At 63.3% G+C, this 14,133-nt stretch carries 10 protein-coding genes and 1 rRNA gene; all 11 read left to right on the top strand.

The features are described 5' to 3' along the window. The first annotated feature begins 5 nt into the window (after positions 1–5). Positions 6–1,241, top strand: coding sequence for an aminotransferase class III-fold pyridoxal phosphate-dependent enzyme (locus ACW4QM_RS09150; RefSeq protein WP_161127992.1), 1,236 nt, complete (start codon positions 6–8; stop codon positions 1,239–1,241). 639 nt (positions 1,242–1,880) lie between these two features. Next, positions 1,881–3,263 (top strand): argininosuccinate synthase, encoded by a 1,383-nt coding sequence (locus ACW4QM_RS09145; RefSeq protein WP_161127993.1) that lies wholly within the window; start codon positions 1,881–1,883, stop codon positions 3,261–3,263. 84 nt (positions 3,264–3,347) lie between these two features. Next, positions 3,348–4,733, top strand: coding sequence for an argininosuccinate lyase (argH, locus tag ACW4QM_RS09140; protein ID WP_161127994.1), 1,386 nt, complete (start codon positions 3,348–3,350; stop codon positions 4,731–4,733). A 206-nt stretch (positions 4,734–4,939) separates the two neighbouring features. Further along, positions 4,940–7,132, top strand: a complete 2,193-nt coding sequence (locus tag ACW4QM_RS09135; RefSeq protein ID WP_161127995.1) for a transglycosylase domain-containing protein — start codon at positions 4,940–4,942, stop codon at positions 7,130–7,132. A 159-nt stretch (positions 7,133–7,291) separates the two neighbouring features. Continuing rightward, positions 7,292–7,801, top strand: coding sequence for a bacterioferritin-associated ferredoxin (locus ACW4QM_RS09130; RefSeq protein WP_161127996.1), 510 nt, complete (start codon positions 7,292–7,294; stop codon positions 7,799–7,801). After that, entirely contained in the window at positions 7,791–10,298 is a 2,508-nt protein-coding gene (locus ACW4QM_RS09125) for a DUF3656 domain-containing U32 family peptidase (RefSeq protein WP_455798389.1), read from the top strand. The genes ACW4QM_RS09130 and ACW4QM_RS09125 overlap by 11 nt, the downstream gene beginning before the upstream one ends. Positions 10,299–10,364: 66 nt before the next feature. Then, entirely contained in the window at positions 10,365–11,576 is a 1,212-nt protein-coding gene (gene tyrS, locus ACW4QM_RS09120; RefSeq protein ID WP_022738973.1) for a tyrosine--tRNA ligase, read from the top strand. 163 nt (positions 11,577–11,739) lie between these two features. Continuing rightward, a complete protein-coding gene (locus tag ACW4QM_RS09115; protein ID WP_022738977.1) occupies positions 11,740–12,168 on the top strand; it encodes a hypothetical protein in 429 nt (142 codons plus the stop codon). A 47-nt stretch (positions 12,169–12,215) separates the two neighbouring features. Beyond that, positions 12,216–12,674, top strand: coding sequence for an RNA polymerase sigma factor (locus ACW4QM_RS09110; RefSeq protein ID WP_022738980.1), 459 nt, complete (start codon positions 12,216–12,218; stop codon positions 12,672–12,674). Further along, entirely contained in the window at positions 12,671–13,468 is a 798-nt protein-coding gene (locus ACW4QM_RS09105) for an anti-sigma-I factor RsgI family protein (protein WP_022738983.1), read from the top strand. Before ACW4QM_RS09110 ends, ACW4QM_RS09105 begins: the two co-directional genes overlap by 4 nt. Before the next feature lie 478 nt (positions 13,469–13,946). After that, positions 13,947–14,133 (top strand): 16S ribosomal RNA (locus ACW4QM_RS09100); the annotation flags it as partial.

Here is a 14,133-nt window from a genome sequence, read left to right as displayed (position 1 = left end):
ATCCCATGACTCTCGCCCGCGAAATGGCTTTGGAATCCGAATACGTGATGGGCACCTTCGCCCGCAAGCCCGTGGAATTCGTCGAAGGCCACGGCATGACGCTCATCGACGATGCCGGCAACGAGTACCTCGACTTCCTCTCCGGCATCGGCGTCTGCAGCCTCGGCCACTGCCACCCCTCCATCGTGCAGGCCGTGAGCGATCAGGCCGCCAAGCTCATCCACGTGAGCAACTACTACTACATCGAGCACCGCGGGGAAGTGGCCCAGCTTCTGTCGAACATGCTGAACGCCTACGTCGATGAGCCGAGCCCCGAGACGTGGAAGACCTTCTTCGCGAACTCGGGCGCCGAGGCCAACGAGTGCGCTATCAAGCTGGCGCGCCTGTACGCCCGTCGCCGCACGGAGGCCGCCGGCAAAGATGCCGAGTTGGCCCCGCGCCTCATCGTCACGCTGGCCAAGAGCTTCCACGGCCGCACCTTGGCGACGCTTGCGGCCACGGCCCAGCCGGCCAAACAGGAGGCCTTCCAGCCGCTGCCGGCCGGGTTCACGGCCACGCCCATCAACGATGTGGAAGCTTTGGAGCGTCTGTTCGAGACTCAGGGCGACCGCATCTGCGCCGTCATGATCGAGTGCATCCAGGGCGAGAGCGGCGTGCACCCCTGCACCGAGGAGTTCGTCGGCGCCATTCGCCGTCTCACCGAAGAGCGCGGTGCGCTTATGATCTGCGATGAGGTGCAAAGCGGCATCTTCCGCACGGGCTTGCCGTTCGGGTTCCAGAACTTCGGCGTGCTGCCCGACATCGTCACCATGGCCAAGGGCATCGCCTCTGGTGTGGTGGCCGGCGCCTGCGCGGCCAAAAGCTCCATCGCGGCGGCGTTCGCGCCGGGCGATCACGGCACCACCTTCGGCGGCTCGAACATCGCCATGGCCGCGGCCCATGTGACGCTGTCCACGCTGCTCGCCCCGGGTATGGGGGCGCAGATCGAGTCGGTAGGCGCCTACATGCGCGAGCGTTTGGCCCGGCTGCCCCACGTGCAGGAGGTGCGCGGCTTCGGCCTTATGAACGGCATCGATCTCACCCATGAGGCGCCGTCGGCTCCCGATGTGGTGGCCGCCGGCCTGGAAGCGGGCCTCGTCCTGAACGCCACCGGCCCCCATACGCTGCGTTTCCTGCCCCCGCTCATCTGCACGGAAGCCGACGTGGACGTGCTGGTTCAGAAGCTGGAGCAGTTGCTGTAAAACGCCATCCCATTGAGCCTTCATCGAGCGACCCTTGCACAAAAAGCTTGGGTCGCTCTTGTATATAAGCGCACAATTTCCCAGGTAGAATAAGTAAATTTTTGTGCAACTGCACAGCACAGTGCACAATTAAATTGCGCCGTTTCCGCAAAAATTTTGAAATTCGGGGTTGACGACTCATAAATTAGGGCATAATGCCGTCAACCGCACAGCCGAGGGCTTACGGCGCAAGGCGCCAGGGCCCCATAACTCGGACGGCTGCGCGTACTTGAAAGGAATTGTCACGATGCAGGCAGCAGCTCTCATAGCTTCCAAGCACAGCGGAATCGCTGCTGCTGCCCCGTGCTCCCAGTTCCTCGCCACGGCTTACGTCGACCGACGCCGACGTACCTCTTCTCTGCGACGCCGACGCGCGTAGCAGATCTTTTCGCGCGCTCAGCGCACCGCCGCGCGGCCCCGCCCGGGTCCGCCAAAGGCCGTGGCCTCCCGAAGTTCCTCTTCGAAACCTCAAGCACCATCGCGCAGGAACCCTGCGCATCGTCCCAGACGCGACTTCACGCCACGCCTTTCCATCGCAAAGCGAGCCGGGCACCCCATAAGGAAACCCAAAAGCAGCTCCCGACACGAAAGGCAACTCCCATGACTACGACGAACTCCTCCCTCCACGACGCCCCGCAGATCTCCGCCAAGCCGGCCCCCGGCGAGAAAGAGCGGTGTGTGCTCGCCTACTCCGGCGGCCTCGACACCTCCGTGTGCATCAAATGGCTGCAAGAGGAATACGATCTCGACGTCATCGCCGTCGTGGGCGACCTCGGCCAGGAGCACGAGGGCCTCGAGGCCATCAAGGCCAAGGCGCTCGCCACCGGTGCCATCGGCTGCGCGGTCATCGACATGCGGGAGACCTTCGCCAACGAGTACCTCGCCTGTGCCATGGCCGCCAACGCCATGTACGAGAACAAGTACCCGCTCGTGAGCGCGCTCTCGCGGCCGCTCATCGCCAAGCACCTCGTGGCGGTGGCCCACCAGTTCGGCGCCAAGTACGTGGCCCACGGCTGCACGGGCAAGGGCAACGACCAGGTGCGCTTCGAGTCCTCGGTGCTCATGCTGGATCCGGCGCTCACCATCATCGCGCCGGTGCGCAACTGGGATCTCGGCTGCCGGGCCGACGAGATCGAATGGGCGGCGGCCCACGGCGTGCCGGTTAAGGCCACCACCGACAAGCCCTACTCCATCGACGACAACCTGTGGGGCCGGGCCATCGAGTGCGGCGTGCTGGAGGATCCCTGGTGCGAGCCGCCGGCGGATATTTGGACGATGACGTGCGATCCGGCCTGCGCGCCCGACGAGCCCACCTACGTGGAAATCGAGTTCGATCAGGGCGTTCCCTGTGCGCTTGACGGCACTCCGATGAGCTTCCTCGACATCATCTACGCCATGAACGATATTGCTGGCATCAACGGCTACGGCCGCATCGATATGGTGGAGAACCGGCTCGTGGGCGTGAAGAGCCGCGAGTGCTACGAGGTGCCGGGCGGTCTGGCCCTCATCCAGGCTCACAAGGCCCTGGAGGATCTGTGCCTGGAGCGGGGCGTGCTGCACCACAAACTCGCCATCGAGCAGACCTGGGCCGAGCAGGTGTACAACGGCCTGTGGTTCTCGCCGCTGAAGGAGGCCTTCGACGCGTTCCTCGCCCACACCCAGCAGTGCGTGTCCGGCACGGTGAAGCTGAAGTTCTTCAAGGGTTCCTGCACCGTGGTGGGACGCAAGAGCACCTATTCGCTGTATGATTTCGGCCTGGCCACCTACGACGCCGACGATGCTTTCGACCACCAGGCCGCCAAGGGCTTCATCGACATTCACGGCCTGTCCTGCAAGGTGTGGGCGAAAAACCGGCTCGCCACGGGCGCGCGCATGCCTTCCTACGACGACGTGAACCTCGCGAACACTGCTTACGGCAAGATGAGCGCCGTGGTGGAGGAAGCCGAGGAGATTCTGGAAGGCGCCGACGCCGTCACGGCCTAGGGGCGCTCAACGAGCGCGACAACGAGGGAAGCGGGCGGTCTTAAGGGCCGCCCGCCTGGCTTACCGATTTACCGAGGAGACACTATGGCACTGTGGTCTGGAAGATTCACCGAAGGCGCCGATGCCTTTACCCAGCGCTTCGGGGCGTCGCTGCCCGTGGATCAGCGACTCTACGCCGAGGACATCGCCGGCTCTATCGCCCATGCTAACATGCTGGCCGCCCAGGGCATCATTGCGACCGCCGATGCCGAAGCCATTGCGGAAGGGCTCCAGGGCATTCTGGCCGACATCACCTCCGGCGCGCTCACGTTCGACGTGATGGAAAGCGAGGACATCCACATGGCCATCGAGGCGGAGCTGACCCGCCGCGTGGGGGATGCCGGGGCGCGGCTGCACACGGGCCGCTCGCGCAACGACCAGGTGGCAACCGACACGCGCCTGTACGCCAAGCGTCGTGCCGGCGAGCTTATGGCCGCCAACGTTGCCCTGCGCGAGGCGCTCATTGCCCAGGCCGAGGCGAACTTCGATGTCATCCTGCCGGGCTACACGCACCTGCAGCACGCCCAGCCGGTGCTGTTCTCGCACCATATGCTCGCCTACGTGCAGATGCTTGCGCGCGACTGGAATCGCCTCGCCGCCGCCCGCGACGCCGCCGACGCATGCCCCTTGGGGGCCGCGGCCTTGGCCGGGACCACCTATCCGCTCGATCGGTTCGCCACCGCGGAGGCGCTCGGCTTCGACCACCCCATCCCGAACTCGCTGGACGCCGTGTCCGACCGCGACTTCCTGCTCGATCTCATCTACGCCTGCAGCGTGTCGTGCTTGCACCTGTCGCGTTTGTGCGAGGAAATCGTGCTGTGGTCCTCGGCGGAGTTCGGGTTCATCACGCTGTCGGATGCCTACTCCACCGGCTCTTCTATCATGCCCCAGAAGAAGAATCCCGATTTCGCGGAGCTCATCCGCGGCAAGTCGGGCCGGGTCGTGGGCGATCTGGTGGCCCTCATGATGACGTTGAAGTCGCTGCCGCTCGCCTACAACAAGGATCTTCAGGAGGACAAGGAGGGCGCCATGGACGCCGCCGACACCCTGGAGGACTGCTACGTATGCGCTGCCGGCATGATCGCCACCATGACGGTGAACGCCGACGCCATGGCCGCCCAAGCGAAGAAGGGATATCTGGCCGCGACGGATGTGGCCGACTACCTGGCCAAGAAGGGCCTGCCCTTCCGCCGGGCCCACGAGATCGTGGGGCATCTGGTGCTTCTGTGCGACCAGCGCGGCTGCGATTTGGAAGACCTCACGCTGGACGATTTCAAGGCGGAAAGCGATCTCTTCGAATCCGATATCGTGGAGTGCCTGAACCTGCCCGCCATCGTTGCCGCCCGCACCACCTTCGGTGGCACGGCCCCCGAAGCGGTGCGCGTGCAGCTGGCGGCCGCCAAGGCGCAGCTGGAAGGTGCTTGCGCATAGCTCGCTTTCAAAGGGCTGAGGCTCGGCCTGTTCCATAGCGGGAAATAAGATACTCGTGATTATTATAATCACGAGTATCTTACGTTCGGGGGGGGGGCAGACTGCTGCGCTGTCCTCTGTGCATTTCCTGGTGGTGGCTCCATCTTATGAACCCTCCATAACTCATTGGTAAAATGGCCAGACCTATAACTGATGGAGGTTAATTCGTGGGTTCTCGCGCAATGAAGGGCCGTAAGGGCACGAAAGTAAAGAATAAGAAGGTCATTGTCCTGTCGGTGTTGGGCCTCATGGTGGCCTTTATCGCGGCGGGCGTGTTCGGCGTGGTGACGCTGTGCAACTCCTGGCTGGAGGATCTGCCCGACTACCAGAACGCCGACGCTTACAACACGGCGCAGCCAACCATGGTTTACGCATCGGACGGCACGACGCTGCTCGCCGAGTTCCAGCTGGAGAATCGCGACCCGGTGGCTCTCGACCAGATTAGCGAGTACGTGCTGAAGGGCACCGTCGCCACCGAGGACGAGCGCTTCTACACCCACTCCGGCGTCGATTACCTCGGTGTGGCCCGCGCGCTCGTGAACAACCTCATGGGCGGCGAGCTGGAGGGCGCCTCCACCATCACTCAGCAGTTCGTGCGCAACACGATTCTTTCCGACGAGATGCGCGACATCTCCTTCAAGCGCAAAATCCGCGAGATGTACATTTCCCAGAAGCTGGAAGAGCAGTACTCCAAAGACGAGATCCTGCTCATGTACCTGAACACTATCAACTACGGTTCCGGTGCCTACGGTATCGAGGCCGCCGCCGAGCGCTACTTCTCCAAGGACGCGAAGGACCTCACGTTGAACGAGGCGGCCACGCTCGTGGGCATTCCCCAGTCGCCCACCTACAACAACCCCATCGATTATCCGGACAACTGCCTGAAGCGCCGCAACACCGTGCTCGACCGCATGGTGTCCAACGGGGTTATCACGGCGGAGGAGGCCGACGCGGTGAAGGCCGAGCCCATCGAGCTGAACCCCTCCGAGCCCTCCATGACGGGCATTCTGGCCTACCCCTACTTCACGAGCTACGTGCGCAACCAGCTGACCAACCCCGAGGGCAAGTACGCCTATTCCACCTCCGAGCTGTTCAAGGGCGGGTTGAAGGTGATCACGACGCTGGATATCGAGGCCCAGACCGCCGCCGAAGAGGCTGCGGCCGAAAAGGAAGAGGAGGCCGGCGATCCCTTCGAGGTGGCCATGGCCGTTGTGAACCCCGAGAACGGCTACATCGACGCGCTGGTGGGCGGTCGCGATTACGAGAGCTCTCAGGTGAACATGGCCACGGGCGAGGGCGGCGCGGGCCGTCAGGCCGGATCGTCGTTCAAGCTGTTCACGCTTTTGGCGGCTATCAACGAGGGCATCGACCCGGAAACGCTCATCGATGCCGGCTACAAGGTTGATTTGGAGGGCGGCGAGCCTGTCTACAACAACGATAAGGCCGATTACGGCACGCGCACCATCAAGAGCGCTTTCGGCGTGTCGTCGAACACGGCGTTTATTCGCTTGCTTCTCTCCGTGGGCGTCGATAAGGTGATCGAGATGGCCCACGCCATGGGCATCACCTCCGATTTGCCGGCGGTGGCGGGCCTTACCCTGGGCATCGGTTCGGTCACGCCGCTCGAAATGGCTGACGCCTATGCCACGGTGGCCAACGGCGGCGTCCACTACGATCCGGAGTGCATCATCTCCATCGAGGACAAGAACGGCAACGTCATCGTGGACAACACCGACCCCACGGGCGAGCGGGTGTTCTCTCGCGAAGTGGCCCGGGCGGCCCTCGACTGCATGGAAGTGGTCATCGACAACGGCACCGGCAAGGCGGCTCGCCCCGATAACGGCCAGGAGGCCGGCGGCAAGACCGGTACCACCGACGACAAGAAGGACAGCTGGTTTTGCGGTGTGACCCCGCAGTACGCCGTGGCCATCTGGCTGGGCGACCGCTCCGACTATTCCGAGGCCCAGGCGACGACTACGACGGCGGCCAGCGTCTTCGGCGATTTCATCGACAAGATGATCTCCCCGACGCAGACGGTGAAGTTCTTCGAGGCAGATAAGCCCGAGTACAAGAAGGATTACCGCGACGAGGACAACCATATCGGCGGCTACTACTCTTCCAAGAAAAAGAAGGACGACACCGAGGTGACCACGAAGCAGGATGACGAAGAGACGCCCGAGGGCGACGGCGACGAGAACGGCGGCAACGAAGGCGGAGAGGGCAACGAGGGCGGCGGCAACGCCGAGCCGACGCCGACACCGACGCCGGAGCCTACCCCGGAGCCCGAACCGACGCCGGAGCCGACACCGGAGCCGACACCCGACCCAGCCCCGGACGACGGTGGCGGCGAGGGTGCCTAAAGCAGCGTAGCCGCGACATAATTGTTGCGATACCGTGACGGCGGTACGGGCCCGGGGGCGCGGACTGCTATCATAGCGAACGAGAAACCAAAGCCTCGCTCGACGAGGCTACCCTGAGCAAACAACCGGTGCCTCAAGGCACCGAAGACGGGAGAAATCATGAGGAAACGTACCATCGCGCGGGTTTTGGCTGTGGCCCTTGGCGCGGCTTTGGCCCTCGGCGCTCTTGCCGGTTGCCAGTCGCCGGCCACTGGAGCCACCGACCAGCAGCAGGCCAATCGCACCTACATGACCAAGGTCAACCAGGCGGTGGAGGAGCTGAACACGCGCCTCGGCGAATTCGACGAGGCGGTGGCCCAGGAGAGCGTCGTCAATATGCGCAACAAGGCCAACAGCGCCTTCGAGGCCATTGACGCTCTGGCGGCCATCGATACGCCGGACGCCATGAAGGACCTGCAGACGAACTATGTCGACGGCTGCAACAAGCTCAAGGATGCTTTGAACAGCTACATCGATTTGTACACGGAAATCAGCAGCGCAACCGAGGAGGCGCCCTTCGACTTCAGCGCCTACGACGAGCGCGTGAAGGAAATCCAAGACGCCTACAACGAGGGCATCGACAAACTGAAGGCCGCCGACGAAGAGGCTTTGAAGCTGAATGAAGACTAATCAAGTAGAACTGCTGGCGCCGGCCGGCAATATGGCGGCGCTGCATGCGGCGGTGACTGGTGGGGCCGATGCGGTGTATCTGGGGCTTGAGACCTTCAATGCGCGGCGCGGGGCCGACAACTTCACCCTGGAGACGCTGCGGGAGGCCTGCGACTTCGCGCATCTGCGCGGGGTTTCCATCTACGTCACCATGAACACCATCATCCTGCCCGACGAGGTAGGGGAGGCCTTGGAATGCGTGCGCCAAGCTTACCGCGCCGGCGCCGATGGCTTCATCGTGCAGGACATCGGCCTGGCCGCGGAGATCTCCCGCACGCTCCCCGAAGCGTCGCTGCACCTTTCCACGCAGATGAACACCCACAACCTCGCCGGCGTGCGCGCGGCGGCCCGCTTAGGGGCCGAGCGCATTACGCTCGCCCGCGAGGTGTCGCTGGACGAGATCGCCCTTCTGTGCGCGGCGGCGGCCGAAGAGGGGATGGAAGTGGAGGTGTTCGCCCACGGCGCGTTGTGCGTGTGCTACTCGGGCCAGTGCTTCATGTCCTCCATGATCGGCGGCCGCTCGGCCAACCGGGGGATGTGCGCGCAAGCGTGCCGGCTTCCCTATGAGCTGCAGAACAAGGCTCTGCAGAAGAGCCTTCCCTCGCCGGGCGATCACTTGCTTTCGCCCCAGGATCTGTGCACGGTGGATCGCGTGGACGACCTCGTGGCCGCCGGCGCGGCGTCGCTTAAAATCGAGGGCCGCATGAAGTCGCCCGAGTACGTTTTCGCCGTGACCTCCGTCTATCGTAAAGCTCTCGATGCTGCTTTGGCGAAGGAGAACGCGGCTATCACCGATGCCGATCGCGACCGCCTCACCGATGCCTTCTCCCGCGGGTTTACCACGGCCTATCTGGACGGCAAACGCGGCAACGATATCATGAGTTACCAGCGTCCCAACAACCGCGGCCTGTTCCTCGGCCGCGTCGACGAGGTGCGCGATGGCGCTGCCTATCTGAAGAGCGCCCATGCCCTGACAGAAGGCGACGTCCTGGAGTTCTGGACGCGCAAGGGCAACGGCACGCTGACGCTGGGGCCGGTGCGCACCGACAAGAAGGGCCGCTACCATTTGCCGCTGGAAGGCAAGACGCGCACGGTGAAGGCCGGCGACCGCGTTTTCCGCGTCCGCAGTGCCGAGGCCGCCTTCGAAGACGACGCCCGTGAGCCTCGCGTGCCCCTCGTCGGCACCGCCACCCTCCACATCGGCGAGCCTCTTCGCATGGAATTCCACCCCGCCGCCGAGGCCGATATTGAAGGCGCTCCCCGCACCACCCTCGCCGTTGCCCGTCGCCTGCAAGCTGCCTTCCCCGATGGGGTTTCCGGTGTCGCCGAAGGCGCGCCCGTAGAGGCGGCTCGCACCCGCGCCGTCTCCTTCGACGACGTTGCCGCCCACATCGACCGCCTTGGCAACACGCCCTACCAGCTGGTGAACCTTACTATCGATATGGACGACGGCGTCGGCATCGGCTTCTCGGCCCTGCATGGCGTGCGCGCGGCGGCGCTGGACGCCCTCACCGAGGCGCTTACCGCCGAGGGCCACGGCCGCACCCTGCCCCGCACCATCCCGCGCGAGCCGCTGCCCGCAGCGCGTCCCACCGGCTGTCGCGTGGCCGTCACGGTCACGAACCCCGCTTGCGCTCGCGCCGCCAAGCGCGCCGGCGCGCACCTCATCTATGTGCCGGCTCTGAACTACCGGCGCGGCGAGGCGGTTATCGCCGGCCAGAAGAACGCCGCTGCCGAGCAGGCCGGCTACCCCAAGGGCTGCATTCCCATCATGCCTGTGGCCGATCACGAGGCCGTTGGCGGCGCGCGCGAAGCGGTCGTCGATGCCGACGTGTGGAAGTATGCTGCTGAGGGCAAGCCGCTTTTGGCCGAAAGCCTCGGTGCTATGGAACGGGCTTCCGAAGAGGGGGCGCTGCTCGATGTCGGCTCCCATGTGCCCATTACCAACGGGCTCTCGCTGGCTGTCGCTAGCGAGTTCGGGGCCGCGCGCGTGTGGCTCTCGCCGGAGCTCACGCTGCGGCAAATCGAAGAGGTTGCCAAAGATGCCCCGGTGGAGCTGGGCGTGCTGCTCATCGGCGCCCAGGAACTCATGGTCACCGAGCACTGCATGCTCATGAGCCAGGGCCCCTGCGACGAGAACTGCGCCGAATGCCCGCGTCGCAAGAGCCCCCATGTGCTGAAGGATCGCAAGGGCTACGAGTTCCCGGTCGTCACCGACGCCATGGGCCGCAGCCACCTCTACAACGCGGTGGAACTGGATATCGCCTCGTCGATGCCCGAGTTGCTCGCGGCCGGTATCTCCTCCTATATGGTGGACGCCACCCTCATGAACGCCGAGGAGACGGCCCACGCCGTGGGACGCGCCATTCGCGCCCTGCACGTGGCCCAAAACGACGGCAACGCCATCGCGAAGATGCCCAACACCACCTCCGGCCACCTCTACCGCGGCGTCTCGTAGCGGCTGTGCTAGAATTTCCAGCACTTGTATAAAGGTATCGCGATATTAAAGAAAAGCGGAGGCATCATGCTTACTCCTGAGGAACAACTGCACATTATCAAATCCGGTACGGCGCAGATCGTGCCCGAATCGGCGCTCCTGGAGAAGCTCAAGCGCGGCGTGCCGCTGAACGTGAAGCTCGGCGTCGATCCGACAGCCCCCGATATCCATCTGGGCCATGCGGTGCCCCTGCGCAAGCTGCGCCAGTTCCAGGATCTGGGGCATCAGGTGACACTCATCATCGGCGACGGCACGGCGCTCATCGGGGACCCGTCCGGACGCAACACCACGCGCCCGCAGCTCTCGCGCGAGAAGATTCAGGAGAACGCGCAGACCTACGTTGACCAGGCGTTCAAGATCCTCGATCCCGAGAAGACCGTGCTGCGCTACAACTCCGAGTGGATTCTCGATTTGAACATGGAGTCGCTGCTGAAGCTTCTCGCGAACTTCACGGTGGCCCGCATCTTGGAACGCGACGACTTCCACAACCGTTACACGTCGGGCCAGTCCATCAGCTTGCACGAGTTCCTCTACCCGGTCATGCAGGCCTACGACTCCGTGGTCATCAAGGCCGATGTGGAGCTCGGCGGCACCGACCAGCTGTTCAACCTGCTCGCCGGTCGCGAGCTCATGGAGAAGATGGGCATGGAGCCCCAGGTCTGCCTCACGCTGCCCTTGCTCGAGGGCACCGATGGCGTGAAGAAGATGTCGAAGAGCTACGGCAACTACATCGGGCTCACTGACGAGGCGGCCGACATGTTCGGTAAGGTCATGTCCATTCCCGACGAGCTCATGGTGAAGTACTACCGCCTCGCCTCCACCGAGGCTGTGGACGAAATCGACCGTATCGAGGCAGGGCTGGCTGCTGACGAGCTGCATCCCAACAAGGTGAAGCGCGCGCTCGCCCGTAACATCGTGGCCGCCTACTACGACGACGTGGCCGCCGAGGCCGCCGAGGCCGACTTCGACCTCAAGTTCAAGGAGCACGGCTTCCCGGCCGACGCCCCCATCTTCGCGCCCGATCTGACGCCGGATGAGAACGGCCTGGTATATGTGGCGAAGATTCTGGTAGATGCCGGCGTGGCTGGCACCGCCTCCGAGGCGCGTCGCCTTATCGACGGCGGCGGCGTGAAGGTCAACGGCGAGGCGCTTGCCCCCAAAGCCTACAATGTGGCTCCCGAGGTTCTCGCCGGCGCCGAGGTGCAGGTGGGGAAGAAGAAGTTCGTGCGCTTCGAGTAGCTTTTGAGGCCGGCGTAAGTGTGCTGAGGTTTGCCGGCTGAGTGCCAGCGACGTTTTCCGCTTAGAGGAGTTTTTTCCAGAAATGAAAAAAGTTGCAAGGATTCGCGTGGCTGAATCGTGTTACTTGCAGAGACGGAAGAAAACTCAAGGAGGAACCTGAATTATGAAGAAGTCTACCTTCGTTGTTGTCGTGGTGCTCGCGTTGGCGCTTTGCGTGCCGGCGGTGGCTTTCGCCGCCCTTTCCCCGTCGTCGCCGATGGCGATCGGCTCCCGTTCGGCTGCGGCGACGTGTCCGAATTACGCCGACCGCAATGCCAACGGTGCGTGCGACCGGCATGAGAATGGTGCGTGCCCCGGCTACACTGATGCCGACGGCGATGGCGTCTGCGACAACTACCAAGACGGCGCGTGCTCTGGGTATGTGGATGCCGACGGCGACGGCATATGCGACAACTGCGCCGGTGCTGGAGCGAACTGCCCGGGCTACGTGGATGCCGACGGTGATGGCGTCTGCGACAACTACGGCAGCGGGAACGGCCAGGGTCATGGCCATGGCCGTCACCATGGCGGCGGTCACGGCTGCGCTCGCTAAACAAACCCTGCGAGTGCGTGAGATCTGCCCCTGACATAGAAGAGACTATGGCGCGTCATGGCGATACCGTGTGGCGCGTTTGCCTTACGGCGCTTTGTCGCCATGCGGATGCCGAGGACGCGTTCCAGAATTCATTTCTAAAATACGCACTCGCAGATGATGTTCAGTTTCGTGAAGAGGAACATCGCAAGGCGTGGTTGATTCGCGTTGCTTCGAACACGTGCCGCGATATGCGGCGGGCGGCTGCGAGTAAGAATGTGCCGCTTGATGAGACCTCATTCGAATCGCTCGCGTCCCGCGATGAGGAGGCTCAGCCCGATTCGCGTGTGAAAGAAGTGCTCGATGCCATGAGCGACCTCGATGACCCTCCCCGCACTCCCGTGTATCTTGCCCTGTACGAGGGCTACACGGCTCCGGAGATCGCCTCGATGCTCGACGTCCCCGTGAATACCGTGTATTCCTGGATTGCCCGCGGCAAAAAGACGCTGAAGGAGGCCCTCTCATGACCGATCTTGAGCAGCGTATCCGTGAGGCCTACGATGCTCAGCATGCTTCCGAGGCGCTCCGCGGACGCACGCTGGCCCTTCTCGAGGAAGAGCGGAAGAGGCGGCCGGATGCTCCTTCTGTTGAGGTGCATCGCGCCTCCCTGCGGCGTCGCCCGCGAGCACGTGTCGTCACTGCTTGGGCCGCATGCCTTTTGCTCGCGCTTGCCCTCGTCGGTGCCTATGGCGTGTATCGTGCGCCGTCTGCTTTCGTGGACATTGAGGTGAATCCCTCTCTTGAGCTTACGGTTAATACGTTCGGTATCGTGATTGAAGCCGAAGCGCTCAATGATGATGGCGCTGTCGTGCTCGGCGCTGTTGATATGCTGAATCGCCCTTACGGCGACGTCATCGGCGCGCTGCTGTCGAGTGACGCATTCGGCTCTTATGCTGAGAAAGATGCGTTTATTGACGTCAACGTGGTTTCTGAGAACAATCGCTTGGGGGAGAGCCTTGTTGCTCAAAGCGACGAGGCGCTGTCCTCTGCATCCTGTGAACATGCTTGTCGCCGTGCCGATAGCGCCACTCGCGATGCGGCAGCTGCGGCGGGTTTGGGCGTTGGTCGCTATCAGGCTGCCCAAGAGCTGATGAGCCTCGATCCCTCATACACGCTCGAGGAGTGTGCTTCTATGACTATGCGTCAGCTGCGTGATCGCATCGACGCATGCCACAGCGGCCAGGAGGGCGATTCCTACGAGGGCCACGGACATGGCCAAGGGGCTGGTAAGGGATATGGTCACGGCCGCCATGGCAATTAAACGAGGCGACGCATAACGTATTGCGACGGAGTTTCGGCCGTCTCAGGGGCCATTCGTGCGGATGAAAGATTTTTCAAATTCCCCCCTTGCGCGAAATCCCGGGAGCTGTATCATATGCGAGCTGCCTTTTTCGGAAGTGCGGAAGGCGGCGCCCCCGGCGGTCCGGGGGTCGCGTCGGGCGGGAAAGCGAAGTTGTCGAGATTTCGTGAACCGCTTGACGGGGGATGCGAGTCCCTGTAAAGTATTTCCTTGCGCCGCTCGCGAGGGCGGCGGGGCGGGAAGCCTCCCGCGGAACCTTGACAACCGGATACTGAGGATGGAATTCGAGAGACGGACAATACGTCTTCTCGGATGTCAGACGGACATTCGAGAGAGCAAGCTTTAACTTTTTTCCCTGTCAGGGGCCCTAAGGCCCCGACGGAGAGTTTTAAAACAGAATCACACTCACATGATCTGTCGGCGGCGGAGACGCCGCCTTCGAACGGAGAGTTTGATCCTGGCTCAGGATGAACGCTGGCGGCGTGCTTAACACATGCAAGTCGAACGATTAAGACGGCTTCGGCCGTGTATAGAGTGGCGAACGGGTGAGTAACACGTGACCAACCTGCCCCGCGCTCCGGGACAACCGCTGGAAACGGCGGCTAATACCGGATGCTCCGGGGAGG

It is taken from the genome of Adlercreutzia sp. CNCM I-6207, from assembly GCF_977072305.1.
This window is presented reverse-complemented; position numbering and strand designations above follow the sequence as displayed.